At 67.1% G+C, this 15,328-nt stretch carries 17 protein-coding genes and 2 pseudogenes; 9 read left to right on the plus strand and 10 right to left on the minus strand.

Annotated features, from left to right (window positions below):
* The coding region (locus GJ629_RS08855) for a BtpA/SgcQ family protein (protein WP_305037652.1) at nt 1-217 on the plus strand (217 nt) is incomplete at its 5' end.
* Between the two features lie 4 nt (nt 218-221).
* On the opposite strand, the gene GJ629_RS08860 is transcribed toward GJ629_RS08855, so the two are convergent.
* From GJ629_RS08860 to GJ629_RS08870, 3 genes are all read right to left on the minus strand, one after another.
* Entirely contained in the window at nt 222-536 is a 315-nt protein-coding gene (locus tag GJ629_RS08860; protein WP_157512651.1) for a hypothetical protein, read from the minus strand.
* Nucleotides 536-883 (minus strand): helix-turn-helix domain-containing protein, encoded by a 348-nt coding sequence (locus tag GJ629_RS08865; RefSeq protein ID WP_370515843.1) that lies wholly within the window; start codon nt 881-883, stop codon nt 536-538. Before GJ629_RS08865 ends, GJ629_RS08860 begins: the two co-directional genes overlap by 1 nt.
* Before the next feature lie 175 nt (nt 884-1,058).
* The gene (locus GJ629_RS08870) at nt 1,059-1,358 is read right to left on the minus strand and encodes a hypothetical protein (protein WP_157512653.1); all 300 of its coding nucleotides are present in this window, start codon (nt 1,356-1,358) and stop codon (nt 1,059-1,061) included.
* A gap of 98 nt (nt 1,359-1,456) precedes the next feature.
* On the opposite strand from GJ629_RS08870, the gene GJ629_RS08875 reads away from it, so the two are divergent.
* Together GJ629_RS08875 and GJ629_RS08880 are read left to right on the plus strand one after the other, a co-directional pair.
* Nucleotides 1,457-2,404: a mechanosensitive ion channel family protein gene (locus tag GJ629_RS08875; RefSeq protein WP_370515844.1), complete on the plus strand. Its 948-nt coding sequence runs from the start codon at nt 1,457-1,459 to the stop codon at nt 2,402-2,404.
* A 358-nt stretch (nt 2,405-2,762) separates the two neighbouring features.
* Complete coding sequence (locus tag GJ629_RS08880; protein WP_157512654.1) at nt 2,763-3,506, plus strand: hypothetical protein; 744 nt, start codon at nt 2,763-2,765, stop codon at nt 3,504-3,506.
* Here GJ629_RS08880 and GJ629_RS08885 read toward each other — a convergent pair.
* A complete protein-coding gene (locus GJ629_RS08885; RefSeq protein ID WP_197428519.1) occupies nt 3,503-3,706 on the minus strand; it encodes a hypothetical protein in 204 nt (67 codons plus the stop codon). The genes GJ629_RS08880 and GJ629_RS08885 overlap by 4 nt on opposite strands.
* Nucleotides 3,707-3,898: 192 nt before the next feature.
* Between GJ629_RS08885 and GJ629_RS08890 the strand changes: the two genes are divergently transcribed.
* On the plus strand, nt 3,899-4,564 hold the full coding sequence (locus GJ629_RS08890; protein WP_157512656.1) for an O-methyltransferase: 666 nt from the start codon (nt 3,899-3,901) through the stop codon (nt 4,562-4,564).
* 9 nt (nt 4,565-4,573) lie between these two features.
* Here the strand turns inward: GJ629_RS08890 and GJ629_RS08895 are convergent, their stop codons facing one another.
* Both GJ629_RS08895 and GJ629_RS08900 read right to left on the minus strand, forming a co-directional pair.
* Complete coding sequence (locus tag GJ629_RS08895; RefSeq protein WP_157512657.1) at nt 4,574-5,434, minus strand: 3-hydroxyacyl-CoA dehydrogenase family protein; 861 nt, start codon at nt 5,432-5,434, stop codon at nt 4,574-4,576.
* Between the two features lie 46 nt (nt 5,435-5,480).
* A pseudogene (locus GJ629_RS08900) lies at nt 5,481-5,890 on the minus strand (ArsR family transcriptional regulator).
* Between the two features lie 142 nt (nt 5,891-6,032).
* On the opposite strand from GJ629_RS08900, the gene GJ629_RS08905 reads away from it, so the two are divergent.
* Nucleotides 6,033-6,644, plus strand: a complete 612-nt coding sequence (locus GJ629_RS08905) for an aminopeptidase (protein WP_157512658.1) — start codon at nt 6,033-6,035, stop codon at nt 6,642-6,644.
* A 99-nt stretch (nt 6,645-6,743) separates the two neighbouring features.
* On the opposite strand, the gene GJ629_RS08910 is transcribed toward GJ629_RS08905, so the two are convergent.
* The gene (locus GJ629_RS08910; RefSeq protein WP_157512659.1) at nt 6,744-6,977 is read right to left on the minus strand and encodes a hypothetical protein; all 234 of its coding nucleotides are present in this window, start codon (nt 6,975-6,977) and stop codon (nt 6,744-6,746) included.
* A gap of 96 nt (nt 6,978-7,073) precedes the next feature.
* On the opposite strand from GJ629_RS08910, the gene GJ629_RS08915 reads away from it, so the two are divergent.
* From GJ629_RS08915 to ligA, 3 genes and pseudogenes are all read left to right on the plus strand, one after another.
* Complete coding sequence (locus GJ629_RS08915) at nt 7,074-8,183, plus strand: alanine--glyoxylate aminotransferase family protein (RefSeq protein ID WP_370515845.1); 1,110 nt, start codon at nt 7,074-7,076, stop codon at nt 8,181-8,183.
* A gap of 89 nt (nt 8,184-8,272) precedes the next feature.
* Complete coding sequence (locus GJ629_RS08920) at nt 8,273-8,896, plus strand: nitroreductase family protein (protein ID WP_157512660.1); 624 nt, start codon at nt 8,273-8,275, stop codon at nt 8,894-8,896.
* A gap of 39 nt (nt 8,897-8,935) precedes the next feature.
* Nucleotides 8,936-11,022, plus strand: a pseudogene (ligA, locus tag GJ629_RS08925) (NAD-dependent DNA ligase LigA).
* On the opposite strand, the gene GJ629_RS08930 reads toward ligA, so the two are convergent.
* From GJ629_RS08930 to guaB, 3 genes are read right to left on the minus strand one after another with little or no spacing between them, the layout of a single operon-like run.
* Nucleotides 11,019-11,858, minus strand: coding sequence for an ABC transporter permease (locus tag GJ629_RS08930; protein ID WP_157512661.1), 840 nt, complete (start codon nt 11,856-11,858; stop codon nt 11,019-11,021). The pseudogene ligA and the gene GJ629_RS08930 sit on opposite strands and share 4 nt — an antisense overlap.
* Nucleotides 11,858-12,763, minus strand: a complete 906-nt coding sequence (locus GJ629_RS08935) for an ATP-binding cassette domain-containing protein (RefSeq protein ID WP_370515846.1) — start codon at nt 12,761-12,763, stop codon at nt 11,858-11,860. The genes GJ629_RS08930 and GJ629_RS08935 overlap by 1 nt, the downstream gene beginning before the upstream one ends.
* Before the next feature lie 34 nt (nt 12,764-12,797).
* Nucleotides 12,798-14,285, minus strand: a complete 1,488-nt coding sequence (gene guaB, locus GJ629_RS08940) for an IMP dehydrogenase (protein WP_157512662.1) — start codon at nt 14,283-14,285, stop codon at nt 12,798-12,800.
* A gap of 427 nt (nt 14,286-14,712) precedes the next feature.
* On the opposite strand from guaB, the gene GJ629_RS08945 reads away from it, so the two are divergent.
* The coding region (locus tag GJ629_RS08945; protein ID WP_157512663.1) for a DUF5794 domain-containing protein at nt 14,713-15,328 on the plus strand (616 nt) is incomplete at its 3' end.

The raw sequence follows: 15,328 nt of genomic DNA on the forward strand, positions 1-15,328 counted from the left end.
CGACGACGCCGTCGAGGCGGCTGTCGCGGCCCGGGACGCGGTCGACCCCGCGGTCCCGGTGTTCGTCGGCAGCGGCGTCACACCTGAGACGGTCGGGTCAGTGCTGGACCGCGCCGACGGCGCCATCGTCGGGACGGCGCTGAAGGAAGGCGGCGAGACGACCGCGCCCGTCGACCGTCAGCGGGTCGAACGGGTGGTCGAAGCGGCGAGGCGGTAGAGGATCACCGACCGGGTGAGAGCAACAGCGAGTACAGCAGTGTCACGAGGCCGGCGATCTCGAATAGCCGCTGTGACAGCGGGAGATAGAGCGTGCGGCCGTCGCTACCGACACCGACGGCCGGCCCGAGGGCCGTCACGGCGACCGACAGTGCGGTCGGAACGACGGTGAGCAGGCACAGTCCCGTCGCGAGCGCGAACATCCGCTGGCTGTCGTTGCGGCGTGCCCCCCGATAGGCGTGAAAGACGATGAACAGCGCCAGCCCCAGCGCGACCAGCGACGCGGCGAGGAGCACCAACTCACCGGTCGTCACGGCCATCAGAGCCCCTCCCACAAATCGGTGAATCGATCGCCTAGGTCGCCGACGGGCCGTTCGGTGACGCGCACGTCGACGCTGTCGGTCGAGATGCTGACCGTCAGCTCCTCGACGCGGGACTCGTACGTGCTGTAGTGGTTCCCGTCGGGCGTGGCGACGGTCCGTTCGACCAGTAGGCCACAGTCGACCAATCGGTCGGCCCGACGGTAGACCGTCGACACCGACATCCCGCAGGCGTCGCTGATCTCACTGGCGGAGAGGGCCTCTCCGCTGGTCTGCCGGAGGATGGCACGGGCGTACTCGTCGTCAAGTAGCGCGAGCACTTCGGCGACGTCCCTATCGTCGCTCACAGCTACAGCCCCCGTAGTGCCGACGCCCCGTTGTCTCTTGTGACAGCCCGCCGTCTCCGAGTGCACGCTGACATCCATCGTCAGGCACGGCGCCGGAGACGCTCGAAGGCGACAGCGAGCGCGTACTGGGCGAGGACCGTCGCGACGGTCGCGCTGGCGGCGGCCGCCGATTCGGTCACCACGGCCGAAAACAGCGCGTACGCACCGACGAACAGTCCGACGGTGACCAGCGCGGCCGACAGCGCCCAGACCGCGCCCCCGACGCGTCGTAGCTCTCGGGCCAGTGGGAGTCATAGACCCACGGGACGAACACCGCGACATCGATGGCGACGTACAGTGGTGCGTCCGTCCGACCGGTGAGAGCGGCGACGGCGAACAGGGTCGGAAGCGCAGCCAACGCGGCGGCGACACTGACCGACAGGTCGGCAGTTAGTTCCTCGGAGAGGCGGTCCCAGACCGATCCGTGTTCGGACATAGTTGCGGGTACACGCCGATTCCCTAATACTGTTTTTCGCATTCGCTGGGTCAGCGAATCGCGACACTGTTTTGTGGGCCGCTGTCGACAGTTCGGCCGTGAACAGACGGGGGATTCTCGTGTTCGTGGCCGGGCTCTGTTGTGTGCTCGGCGGGACGGGGCTGCGGTCGAGTACGTACAGCCAGTCCGTCGCCGGCGTCGACGTGGTTCCGCTGGCCAGCAGACTGCTTCTGGCGGCCGCAGTCGCCCTCCTCGCGGCCGGGTTCTACTACGTCGTCTACGGTATCGCGGTCACGCGACTGGAGAGCAAGCGCCGCCAGCACGACGTCCGCAACGTCCTGCGACTCGGGTTCGTCGGGGCCGCGCTGGTCGGCGTCTTCGGCGTCGTCACCGACCAGTGGGTCGGGCTGCTGTTCTCGCTCGGCGTCGTCGGGTTCGCGGTCACCTTCGCCCTCCAGCAACCGCTGTTCTCGCTGACCGGGTGGTTCTACATTATGCTCAAGCGCCCGTATCAGGTCGGCGACCGGGTCGCCATCGAGGGGTCGAAAGGCGACGTGGTCGAGGTCGATTTCCTCGTGACGACGCTGTGGGAGATAGAGGGTGACCTAGTCACTTCCCATCAGCCGTCGGGTCGGGTCACGACCGTCCCGAACAGCGTCGTCCTCTCCAGTCACGTCCACAACTACACCCGCGAGGAGTTCCCCTTCGTCTGGAATGAACTGGAGGTACAGGTCGCCTACGAGACTGATCTGGCGTTCGCCCGCGAGCAGATGGCCGCGGCCGCCGACGACTACCTCGGCAACCGGATGGCTGCACAGATAGAGCGCTACCGCGACCGCCTCGCGGAGACGCCGGTCGAACTGGATGTCAACTCCCGTCCGTCGGTCAACGTCGTCCAGAAGGAGTCGTGGGTGACGCTTCGGCTCCGGTATCTGGTCGACCCGCGGCGCGGCCAACGCGTGCGCAACGAACTGTACGAGGACATCCTCGCCGCGTTCAACGAACACCCCGAGCGCGTGAAGTTCCCGGTCAGCCGCAACCGGTGACAGTTTAGTGGTGGGCTCTCGCCTGGCGCTGTCGGGTGCCGGCACGACGCTCGCGGCGGGCGTCGGCGAACCCATCTCTGTCTTGGTCGTCAGGTACGTGTGATGGACGTCCTCGGGACGACGCTGATGCAGTTCTCCGGCGAGATAGAACGCGTCGTCGTCTCGCGTCTCGAAGTGAGCGCACGGTGGTCCTGCGTGAACAGACGCGTATGCCAGTCGAACTCCGGGGAGCTACCAGGCTCGTCCGCCCGTACGTGCCGAGTACACCGCTGCAGTGTCTGCCTACTGCCAAAAGTCGTAAATAGACGAGTAGTATGGTCACATTACGGGCAGTACCGTCGCCCGAGCACACCTCACCGTGTCCCCACCCCACACCGATTTCGACGCCGCGGTCGAGACAGCAATCGAGTCTGATCCACGGATCGACCGCGAGTTCGTTCGGGTCGTCACCGACGGGCCGTCACCGGTGGTCCTCGTCGGTGTCGTGCACGACCATCCCGCCAGCATCGCCCGCGTCGAGAAACTGATCGATCAGGTCGAACCGGACCTGATAGCCGTCGAGTTGCCCGACGTACTGGTCCCGGAGGTAGCAGACCCCGAACGGACGTTCGGCGGCGAGATGGCGGCCGCTGTCTCGGCCGCTCCCGGGACGCCCGCAGTCGGTATCGACGTCCCCGGACAGGGGACTGGCCGAGCACTTCTCGCGGCGGGACGCCACCGGGATGTCACTCTCGGGACGGTCGTGCAGTCGGTCCGGTCACTGGGCACGATGACGGCCCGCACGGTGTCCGGACGGCTGGCACGACTGTGGCCGTCCGTGTTGCCGTCGCTCGACGCCCTGGAGTACGGCCACGAGTACGATCTGGAACCGGAGGCCTCGCCACGTCGACAGGCCGACAACGAACTGGCCCATCTCCACCGGTCTAGGTCCCTCTTCGAGACGTTCGAACCGCCGCCGGCGACGGCGTTTCTCGACGCGGTTCGGGAGCGTCAGATGGCGAACCGCATCGAACGTCTGCGGCAAAAAGGGTCGGTGGCCGCCGTCGTCGGACACGAACACCTCGGTTCGGTCGGGACAGCACTCCGGACGGACGAGGCTTAGGCCTCGAGGCGAACCATATCGTCGGTGATCTCGGCCACGTCGGAGTGGTCCAGTTTGAACGTCTGTTCGTTCTCGTCGGTCCAGCCGAGGCGAGTACGGATGCTCTGGGCGAGTCCCGTGTCCGGTCTCACGTGGGCCGTGGATCCCTCGACAGATTCGATCTTTCCGATGTATTCGCCGTCACTGGTCTGTACTTCCATACCTTCGTCGGCGGGTGTGAAATCTCGTACCATAGGTTCTCCTGGATGCGCGCTGTTCCGCCCATCCACACTGAAGGACAGCCGACCGGGGCTTGGTAATATAGACACTACGAGGCGTTCAGCTGTGCTTATCGGGTTGTGTCGGCGGCGACCCGGCACAGCGTTTACCACCACCCCTCTCGAACCGGAGGTATGCCCAATCCGATTCCCGCCGCCGTCGAGGCGTTCGCCGAGACGGTCGGCCCGGAGGGTGACGCGGTCCTTGCGGAGATGGACGAGTACGCCGACGAGCACGGTTTCCCGACGGTCGGCCCGGCCGTCGGTGGCTGGTTCCAGGTCCTCGCCACGATGGTCGACGCCGAACGCGTCTTCGAGTTCGGGTCGGGGTACGGCTACTCCGCCTACTGGTTCGCCCGGGCACTCCCCGCCGACGGCGAGATCGTCCTCACCGAGGTCGACGCGGACGAACTCGACCTCGCGCGGGAGTACCTCGACCGCGGCGACTTCGACGCCACCGCTCACTTCGAACTCGGCGACGCTATCGAGACTATTGAGGACTACGACGGTCCCTTCGACGTAGTGTTGATCGACAACGAGAAACACCGCTACCGGGAGGCGTTCGAGGCCGTTCGGGGGAACGTCGCCCCCGGCGGGGTGGTGCTGGCTGACAACGCCGTCGCCGGCGGCACCATCGACGCCGCGGACGTCCGCCGACTGTTAGACGGCGAAGACGCCGACGCGACGGATATGAGCCGCGGCATCGCGGACTACCTCAAAGCGGTGCGCGAGGCGCCCGGCTTCGAGACGACCCTGCTCCCCGTCGGGGAGGGCGTCGCCGTCAGCCTCCGGACGGGGTGAGAGTCCGTCTCAGTCGTACTCGTAGAAGCCCTGTCCGCTCTTTTTCCCGAGGTCGCCGGCCTCGACCTTCCGTCGGAGGAGGTACGGCGGCTTGTAGCGGTCGCCCAGTTCCTCGTGGAGGGTCTCGGCGGCGTTGAGACAGATATCCAGTCCGATGTGGTCGGCGAGTTCAAGCGGGCCCATCGGCACGTTCGTCCCGAGTTTGAGGCCGCGGTCGATGTCCTCCTTCCGGGAGACGCCCTCGTCGAGGGCGCGGATGCCCTCACAGATCCACGGGATCAACACTCGGTTGACGACGAACCCCGGCTTGTCGTCGGTCCGCCACGTCTCTTTCTCGACGGACTCGGCGAAGTCGGTCGCCAGCGCGACGGTCCGAGTCGCGGTGTGCTCGCCGACGACGACTTCGACGCCCGGCATCAGCGGGACGGGATTCATGAAGTGGAGGCCGACGACCAGCGGTTCCCGGTCGGTCGCGGCGGCGATAGAGGTCACCGACAGCGTCGAGGTGTTGGTCGCCAACACAACGCCCGGCGGGACTATCCCGTCCAGTCGCTCGAAGATGTCCTGTTTTATTCCCATCTCCTCGGGGGCGGCCTCGACGACGATGTCGGCCTCGGCCATCGCTTCGAGGTCGGTCGTCCCGGTGATCCGGTCCCGAATCGAGGCCGCTTCGCTGTCGGTCAGGCGGTTGCTGTCGACGAACTGGTCGAGGCTCTCCCGGATGGCGTCGGACCCGGACGCGAGCGCCGCTTGGTCGACGTCGCGCAGGAGCACCTCGTAGCCGTTGGTCGCGGCGACCTGTGCGATGCCGCTACCCATCGTCCCCGCGCCGACGACGCCGACGGTGTGGATATCGTCGAGTTCGCGCATACTCGGTGGTCGTCGGGGCGGCCGGTAAGCGTGCCGGTGGGTTCGGCTACTCCGGCCGGGGCATCGACTCTATCTCGCTATCTCGCCCGTCTTCTCGACGCGGTCGTACTGGCGGCGCCACGCCGCGGCCGGGAACAGGTCGTTTCGGTCGAACAGCCGTCGGGCCGCGTCGGTGAGGCGGTAGAACTTGTAGGGGTAGCCGCGGACGCGTTCGCCCGGCGGGACCACCGCCTCCTCGACGACGCCGACCTCCCGGAGGATTCGGAGGTGTCGTCGAACGGTGTCCTCCTCCATATCCGGGTTCATGTAGTCCAGTTCGCGGACGCTGGGCGCGCCCTCGGGATGGCCGACGATATCCGCGAGGAGGTTCGCTCGCGGCGTGTCCGTCGCCTTCTGGAGGGCCGTCCACGTGTCGAACCCGCCGGCGTCCTCACCGCTGGTCGTGTCCGGTCGCATACGTGTCCATACGGCCCCGTTCCGCATAAACACTTGGGAGTTAGAATAAGATAGTTCCTCAGATAGTCAATTAAACAGTTCCATAACTGTTTCCGCGGGTCGTTCCGTGGGAGTTAGATACTGGGGCTCCGAGGGTGACCGTATGACCGACGGTTCCGAGGGCGGGGACGAGGCGACGCCGGCGCACCTTTCGGGGATCGAGGCGGACGCGGTCGAGTCGGGCGACTCCCTGCGGTTGACGCCCGAGCAACATCAAAAACTGAAAGACCAACTGCACGGCAGCGACCGGTTCGACGACCTGCGGCGGGCCGACCGGCGGTATCTGGTCGTCGGGCGCGGCGGCGACGGCGGCCCGGGCGAGCGCCGCCGGATGGTCCGGGACAGACTCGACCGGCGGTCCGGAGCGGTCGCCGTCCGCCTCGAAGCGTTCGGGTTCACCGGCGAGGACATCGACCTGTGGGCGCCGGCGTTCGACATCCTCGCGGCGATGGCGACTCACGTCGTCGGGGTGTTAGAGGACTTCGACGGCGGCCACGTCTGGGAACTCGGGGTCCTCTACCACCGGCAGGTCCACGTCCGGGACAGCCTCTGGTTGCTCAAGCGCGTCTACGGGACGGCGGCGGCGATGCACGACCACTACGACAACGGGATGGCGGCCTCCCACCTCGCGGCGCTCGAACGCGCGGCCGGCGACCGGGTGCTGGAGTGGCGCGACCGCGAGAGCCTGCGGTCGGCGGTCGATTCCATCCCGTAACTCCGGATCACGGTCGTCATAGTGTTTCTTGTAGGTCATTTCGGTATCGACCGCCCGGAATCGGGCGGTCGAACCGGTACACAGCTACAAGAAACACTATCAAGCGTGCTGGAGGCGGGCGACTACTTCGTCCATCCACTCCGGGAGCGGGACATCCGCGAGTTGTCCCTCGTCCCACGTGGTGACGACGTCGACGGAGCCGTCCCGACCAACGTCGAGACGCCACCGCTTGCCCTCGGCGGCGATGTCGAACCGCGCGCCGCCGCTTGGCAACGCCTCGACGTGTTCGACTTCGACTTCTGTCCCCTCGCCGACGGTCACTGTGCCGACCATACCCGGCCGGAGGGGCGCCGACCCAATAACGCCGTGGGTCGGTATCAAAACGCCCTTGCCCTCCCGGGGAGGAGTCCCGACTACCGAGGGACACCCGTGACCGACAAACGCGAATACACCGGCGACTATCAGGACAAGACGCTCTACCTCCCCGGTCCGACCGAGGTCCGAGAGGACGTCATCGACGCGATGGCCGAACCGATGTTCGGCCACCGTATGGACCGGATGACCGACCTCTACACGACCATCGTCGAGGACACCCGCGAGTTCCTCGACACCGACGACGACGTCATCGTCCTCACGGCTTCGGGGACGGAGTTCTGGGAGGCGACGACGCTCAACCTCGTCGAGGACCGACTGCTCGTGCCAACCTCCGGCAGTTTCAGCGAGCGACAGGCAAACGTCGCCGAACGGCTCGGAAAGGACGTCGACCGTCTCACCTACGAGTGGGGACAGGCGGTCAAACCCGACGACGTCCGGGCGCAACTGGAGGAGACCGACGGTGGCTACGACGTCGTCGCGATGGTGATGAACGAGACGTCGACGGGCGTGCGCAACCCCGTCGAAGAGATCGGCGACGTGGTCGCCGAGTACCCTGACACGCTGTTCGTCGTCGACGCCATCTCCTGTCTCGGCGGCGACTACGTCGACATCGACGCCCACGGCATCGACGCCATCTTCACCTCCACGCAGAAGGCCTTCGCGATGCCGCCGGGCCTTGCGGTCTGTACCGTCAGCGAGGATGCCTACGACCGCGAAGTCGAGAGCGAGTCGGCCTCGTGGTACGGGGGCTTCCAGCGCTGTCTGGACTACTACGACCGGAAAGGCCAGACCCACTCGACGCCGGCCATCCCGCTAATGCTGGCCTACCGAACGCAGATGAAGCATATGCTCGAAGAGAGCCACGAACAGCGTGACCAGCGCCACCGCGAGATGGCCGAATACACCCGCGAGTGGGCCCGCGAGCACTTCGGCCTCTTCGCCGAGGAGGGCTATCGCTCCCAGACGGTGACCTGCGTCGAGAACACGCAGGGTATCGACGTCGCCGAGACCATCGAAGCCGTCTCCGAGGAGTACGATATGGTCTTCTCCAACGGCTACGGCGATATCGCCGAAGACACTTTCCGCATCGGTCATATGGGCGAACACACCGTCGAGAGCGTCAAGGAACTGACCGACGCTATCGAGGACGCCGCGGGTCTGTAGCACGCCACCGCGTGACGATGACACCGGTGTCACCCGGTGTCGTTCGTGTCCGCGAGCGTACATATGGCTGGGGGCAGTAGGTACACCCGATGACCCAGACACCCCGTGACGCGCAGTCGAGTCTCCGGGAAGAAGTCGCCGCGAACCGGACACCCGACCACGACGTTGATCCGCTGTTCGTCAACCGCTGGTCGCCGCGGGCGATGACCGGCGAGTCCCTGCCCGAGTCGGATTTTCTCCCGCTGTTCGAGGCCGCCCGGTGGGCACCGTCGGCGTACAACAACCAGCACTGGCGGTTCGTTTACGCGACCCGCGAGGACGACGAGTGGGACACGTTCGTCGAGTTGCTGAACGAGGCCAATCAGGCGTGGGCGACGAACGCGGCCGTCCTCGTCGGCGTCTTCTCGAAGACGACCATCGAGGGCAGCGGCGACCCGGCCGCGACGCGGTCGTTCGACACCGGCGCGGCTTTCCAGAACCTCGCGCTGGAGGGCACCCGCCGCGGCCTCGCGGTCCACCCGATGGCCGGCTTCGACTGGGCGTCCATCCACGAGGCCCTCGGCGTGCCCGAGGACGAGTTCGACGCCGAGGCGATGATCGCTATCGGCGAGCGAGCGGACCCCGAGACGCTGCCCGAGGAGTTACAGGAGCGGGAGGTCCCGAGCGACCGCAAGGACGTCTCCGAGATAACCCGGCGCGGGAGCTTCGAGTAGACCGCAGGGTTCTTTCTCCACGCGCCCGCCGCTACTGCTATGACAGACGCCGTCGAGCGACCGGACAACCCCTACGTCGAGGAGCCGCCGACCGCCTTCGAACTCGCCGAGGCCCTCGACGAGGACCGCGCCCGCGAGCAGGCCGCCGACCTGCGCGAGGCCATCCGGTACCACGATTACCGCTACTACGTGCTGGCCGACCCGGAGATTCCGGACCGAACCTACGACGCGCTGTTCTCGCGGCTCCAGCGGCTGGAGTCGGCGTTCGACCTCGACACCGCGGACAGCCCGACCCAGCGGGTGGGGGGCGAACCGGTCGAGGAGCTAGACACCGTCTCCCACGTCGCGCCGATGCGCTCTATCGATCAGGGCGACGAGGAAGCCGAGGTCAGGGAGTTCGACCGCCGGGTCCGCGAGCGACTCGGCGAGGCGGGCTACGACGGCGAGGTACGCTACCACTGCGAGCCGAAGTTCGACGGCCTCTCTATCGAAATCGTCTACGAGGAGGGTCGCTTCCAGCGGGCGGTGACCCGCGGGGACGGCGAGGAAGGCGACGACGTGACCGCGAACGTCCGCACCATCCCGGCGGTGCCCGAGCGCCTGCGCGGGGACTACCCCGAGTGGCTGGTCGTTCGCGGTGAGGTGTATATGCCGCGGGAGGCGTTCAATGCGTACAACCGCGAGCGAGTCGAACGCGGCGACGAGCCGTTTGCCAACCCCCGCAACGCCGCCGCGGGGACGCTCCGGCAACTGGACCCGTCGATCACCGCCGAGCGGCCGCTGTCGATATTCTTCTTCGGCGTCCTCGAATCGAGTACCGACTTCGACACGCAGGCCGCGATGTACGACCGCTTCCCCGAGTGGGGCCTGCGCGTCAGCGACGAGACGGAACTGGTCGGCGACATCGAGGGTGCCATCGACTACCGCGACCGGATGCTTGAGGCACGGGACGACCTCGACTTCGAGATAGACGGGACGGTGCTCAAAGTCGACGACCGCGAGGCCTGTGATCTGCTGGGCCACACTGCCCGCGCGCCGCGGTGGGCGTTCGCCTACAAGTTCCCCGCTCGCAAGGAGACGACGACGTTGCGGGACGTGGTGGTCCAAGTCGGCCGGACGGGACGGCTGACGCCGGTTGCACTGCTCGACCCCGTCGAAGTCGGCGGCGTCACCGTCTCGCGGGCGTCGCTGCACAACCCCGAGGAGATCGAACGCCTCGGCGTCGGCGTCGGCGATCAGGTCCGGATCCAGCGGGCCGGCGACGTGATCCCGCAGGTCGTCGAGGTGACTGAGGACAACACCGACGGGACGGTCGAGTTCCCCGAGACGTGTCCGGTCTGTGGCACCGAGGTCCTGCGGGACGGGCCGATGGCGTTCTGTCCCGCCGGGTTGGGCTGTGAGGCCCAGCGGGAACAGGCGGTCGTCCACTACGCCTCCCGCGCGGGGCTGGACATCGAGGGACTGGGCGAGCAACGGGTCCAGCAACTGCTCGACGCCGACCTCGTCGAGACCATCCCTGATCTCTACGAACTGGACGCCGAGGCGCTCTCGGAGTTAGAGGGGTGGGGCGAGACGAGCGCCGAGAATCTGCTAGCGGAACTGGCGGCCAGCCGCGAGCCCACACTGGACGAGTTCCTCGCGGCGTTGGGCATCCCCGACGTGGGAGACACGACGGCCGCGGCGCTGGCCCGGGAGTTCGAGGATATCGAGACGCTGCGGGCGTCGCCGAGGACGGCGACACCGACCGCTTGCAGGCGGTCGAGGACGTGGGGCCTGTCGTGGCCGAGAGCATCGTCGAGTTCTTCCGCAACGAGACGACCGCCCGGATACTCGACCGCCTGCTGGCGACGGTCGACCCCCAACCTGCCGACGTCGAGGGCGGTGACGAACTGGCGGGGTTGACCATCGTCTTCACCGGGTCACTGTCGGGCTACACCCGCAGCGAGGCACAGGACCTCGTCGAGGCCCACGGCGCGTCAGCGACCAGTAGCGTCTCGGGCAACACCGACTACCTCGTCGCCGGCGAGAGCCCCGGCCAGCGCAAGACCGACGCGGCCGCCGACAACGACGTCGAGGTACTGGACGAATCGGGGTTCGCGGACCTCCTACAGCGCCACGGGATCTAGAGGTCGGCGCCGGCCAACCGGTAGTAGCCGGCCGTCACCGGGAGGACGACCCAGACGAGGACGACCACGGCACCGAAGAGCGGGCCAGTGAACACCGGTTCTGACTCGGGAATCTGCGCGGCGTAGGGGGCGAACGCGGAGGCGATGTCGGGCGCGACGCCGTGGACGGCGTTGCGGATGGCGGCGATAGGCGAGAGGTGGCCCCACGCGACTTCCCACGTCGGCGGCGGTCCGGAGGGGAACTCGAAGCCGTTGGTGAAAAACCGGGCGGCGAAGGGGAGGAGGTCCCACAACCGGAAGAGGATGAGGATGAACAACCCGAACGCGCCCACGGAGGCCCGGGAGGTGTCCTTGCTCGCCGCCGAGAGGCCGACCGAGACGGAGACGAAGACGGCGACGACGGTGAGTACTGCCGCGGCCGCCGCGAGCGTCGGGACGGCACCGACCGGCGTCCCGCGGGCCGCGGCGACGACGACGGTCGTTCCGAGCGACAACAGCGAAACCGCCCCGACGAGGACGAACCGGCCGATCAGCGTCCCGTAGACGAGTTCGAACCGCGAGAACGGGAGGCCGAGCAGGACCCTGAGTTCCCCGGAGGCGCGCTTGCCGACGATCTGATTATACGACAGCGCGATGGCGCTGATCACGCCGAGAAAGATCAACAGCGCGAGCGAGAACCGCGGCACTGCGCTCGGGGATGCGTCAGGTGGCCCGCCGCCGAATAGGTACCCCAGCAGTCCCCCGACGAGGACGAACAGCGCACCGACGAAGTACGCCTGCCGGTCCCGGAAGGAGTCCAGCACGTCCTTTTTGACGACCAGCGGGAGGCGACTCATCAGCGGGCACCTCCCGTGTAGGAGACGAAGATGTCCTCCAGCGAAGCCTCGGTGGTCTCGACGTCGCGGACGGTCCCGGCCTCGAAACACCGGTTGATCACTGCCGCCTTCGCGCCGTCCTCACACCCGACGACGAGGTCGGTGCCCTCGGCGGTCACCGAGGCGACGCCCTCGACGCTCGCCACTGCGTCGGCGAGTCCGTCGGGAACCGACTCGAAAGAGACCCGGAGCTGGCCGGTCGACCCCGCCGTCTCCCGCAGGTCGTCGATGCTGTCGACGGCGACGAGTCGGCCCTGATTGAGGATGCCGACGCGGTCACAGACGGCCTCGACCTGTTCGAGGATGTGGCTGGAGAAAAAGACCGTCGCGCCGCGGTCGCGTTCGGCCTCGACTATCTCGCGCATCCGGCGGGCGCCGTTGGGGTCTAAACCGGTCGTCGGCTCGTCCAGCAACAGGAGGTCCGGTTCGCCGGCGACGGCCATCCCGAGCATCAGGCGCTGGGCCATCCCCTTCGAGTAGGCCGTCGCCTTGCGGTCGGCGGCGTGTGCGATGCCGACCCGTTCGAGGACGGCGTCGACGTCGCCGTCGGCGTTCTTGGCCTCGAAGGCGAACTCGACGTGTTCCCGGCCGGTCATCACGCCGAGGGTCCCGTACCCGTCGGGGAGGACGCCGGTCCGTTCGCGGACGGCGACGGAGTCGGCTTGGGCGTCGAGGCCGAACACCTCGGCGCTGCCGGCCGTGGGCCGGACCTGATCGAGGAGGATGTCGATGGTCGTGGACTTGCCGGCGCCGTTCGGGCCGAGGAAGCCGAACACCTCGCCGTCCGCCACCGTCAGGTCCACGTTCTGGAGGGCTGTGACGTCACCGTAGGTCTTGGTGAGGTCGTCGAGTTTGATCGCAGTCACATCGGCGAAACACGCCGACGGGACAAATAGTTCCCTACTGGTCGGGGCTGTAGTTCGGCGCCTCGTCGGTGATCATCACGTCGTGGGGGTGGCTCTCCTGCTGGCCGGCCGCGGAGACGCGGACGAACTCGGAGCGCTCTTTGAACCCGGGGACGGTCTCGGCACCGACGTAGCCCATCCCGGATTTCATCCCGCCGACGAGTTGGTGGAGTTCCGACTGGAGCGAGCCCTTGTACGGCGTCGCGGCCTCGACGCCCTCGGGGACGTAGTCCTCCTCGGCGTCGTCCTCGACGTCTTTGAGGTAGCGCTCGCCGCCGCCCGATTTCATCGCACCGACGCTGCCCATCCCGCGGTACTGCTTGTACTTTTTGCCCTGCATCGTGATGACGCGGCCGGGGGCCTCGTCGGTGCCGGCGAAGTACGATCCGAGCATCACGGCGTCGGCGCCGGCCGCGATGGCCTTGATGGCGTCCCCGGAGTAGCGGATGCCGCCGTCGGCGATGACGGGCACGTCGTGTTCGACGGCCACGTCGGCCACCTCGGAGACGGCGGTGATCTGGGGCATCCCGGCGCCGGAGACGACGCGAGTGGTACAGATCGACCCCGGGCCGATGCCGACCTTGAGGCCGTCGGCGAAGTCGACGAGGTCCTCGGCGGCCTCGCGGGTCCCGACGTTCCCGACGACCACGTCGGCCTCGACCGTCTCTTTGATCTCCCGGGCGCTCTCGACGACATCGAGGTTGTGCGCGTGGGCGCAGTCGATGAAGACGATGTCCGCACCGGCCTCGTCGGCGGCGACGGCGCGGTCCTGCTCGAACGGGCCGACGGCGACGCCACAGCGGAGGTGGCCGTTCTCGTCGCGGGCGGCGTTGTCGTACTCTCGTCGCTGGAGAATGCCCTGCATCGTGACGAGGCCGACCAGACGGTCCTCGCTGTCGACGATGGGGACGCGCTCTATCTTGTGGTCGTACATCAACTCCAGCGCGTCACGGGCGGTGACGTCTTCGGTGGCGGTGACGACCTCGTCGGTCATCGCCTCGCTGACGGCGTCGCTCTCGCCGACTTCCAGATACGGCCGGATGTCGGTGCCGGAGATGATGCCGAGCACCTCGTCGTCCTCGCCGACGACGGGCGCGCCGGAGACGCCCTCGGTGGACATCATCCGGTCTACCTCCTCGACGGTCTGGTCGGGGTTAGCTGTCACCACGTCGCGGATGATGAGTTCGTCGGCCTGTTTGACTCGCTCTATCTCGACGGCCATCCGGTCGACGTCCATGTTGCGGTGGATGACGCCGAGGCCGCCCCGACGGGCCATCGCGATGGCCATCTCGCTCTCGGTGACGGTGTCCATCGCCGCCGTGAGAACGGGCACGTTCAGGTCGACGTTCGTCGAGACCCGCGTCGACATATCCGCTTCGTCGGGCTCGACGCGGCTCTCTTTGGGCTTGAGCAACACGTCGTCGAACGTCAACGCTTCCGGTACCTCTAGCTTCGCCGAGAACTGATTCGAAGGGTTCGCCATGTAATTCGTCGGTCTGTGGACCGGAAAAACGTTGCGAGATACGCCCGGTGTGGAGATTAGTCACATTCGGCCCGCCACGACCCGCTGGACATTAAAGATCGTTATATTACCGGAGTAGGAATTGAAAAGCAAAACCGATACGCGAACGTGTGGTCTTCTACCGCACGATTACACGCGTATTGACCTTTGGTGTACAGTATCACACAACCCTTTTGACACTACCCTGCGAACAGTTAGATATGTTCTCCGTCACTCCCACCCGAGCGGACGACAGCGGTCAGGCAGCGGCAGCCGCCTGCACGGCGACAAAGTGGTCGTGGGGAGTGTCAAATTTCGGGGCACACTCGGAGTTTACGGACGTGCTCGGTCGGTATCGCCGGCGCGTACGAACGCCCCTACAGGCCACGGGTGACGGCCCTCGTACCTGATGAGTAGTTCCCAACACCCGGTCGCGCTCGCGCTGGAACGCCGAGTCGGCGGTGCGACCAGACTCCTGGCGACGGTGATGGCCCTGCCGCTGGTCGACGGCCTGTTCCCGGCGCTGATACTCGCCGGCGCCGTCGACGGCCCCCTCGGCATCCTCGAAGTCGGCCTGCTGGTCTTCGGCGGGAGCGCCACCGTGGCGGTCATCCTCGCGGATATGGACGGCGGCCCGCGGAAGCAGGTCCCCGCAATCCTCGGTGTCGGCGCCGTCCTCCTGGTCGTCGCCGCTATCGAGGCAGCGCTGGCGCCGACGCTCGCCAGCGTGCTGAACCTCGATATCTTCCAGCGGTTCGCGGCCGTCGTCATCCTCGCCGTCGCGGCCCGAACCGCCAGCGCTCGCATCGGTGAGTTGCTCCCGCGGCCGGCCGTCATCGTCGTCCTCGGCCTCCTCGCCAGCCTCGACGTCAGCAACGCCGAACTCGTCGTCTCGACGGACCTCGGGCTGGTCGCCCGCGGGACGGCCGCTGCCGGCGTCGGCGTCCTCTTCGCGCTTGCCGTCTCGCTTTCCGGCCCGGCCATCCGCTCGATGGTCGACCTCGACCGGTTCCGGTTCGGGAGCT

Source organism: Halapricum sp. CBA1109, assembly GCF_009741825.1.
Lineage (GTDB): Archaea > Halobacteriota > Halobacteria > Halobacteriales > Haloarculaceae > Halapricum.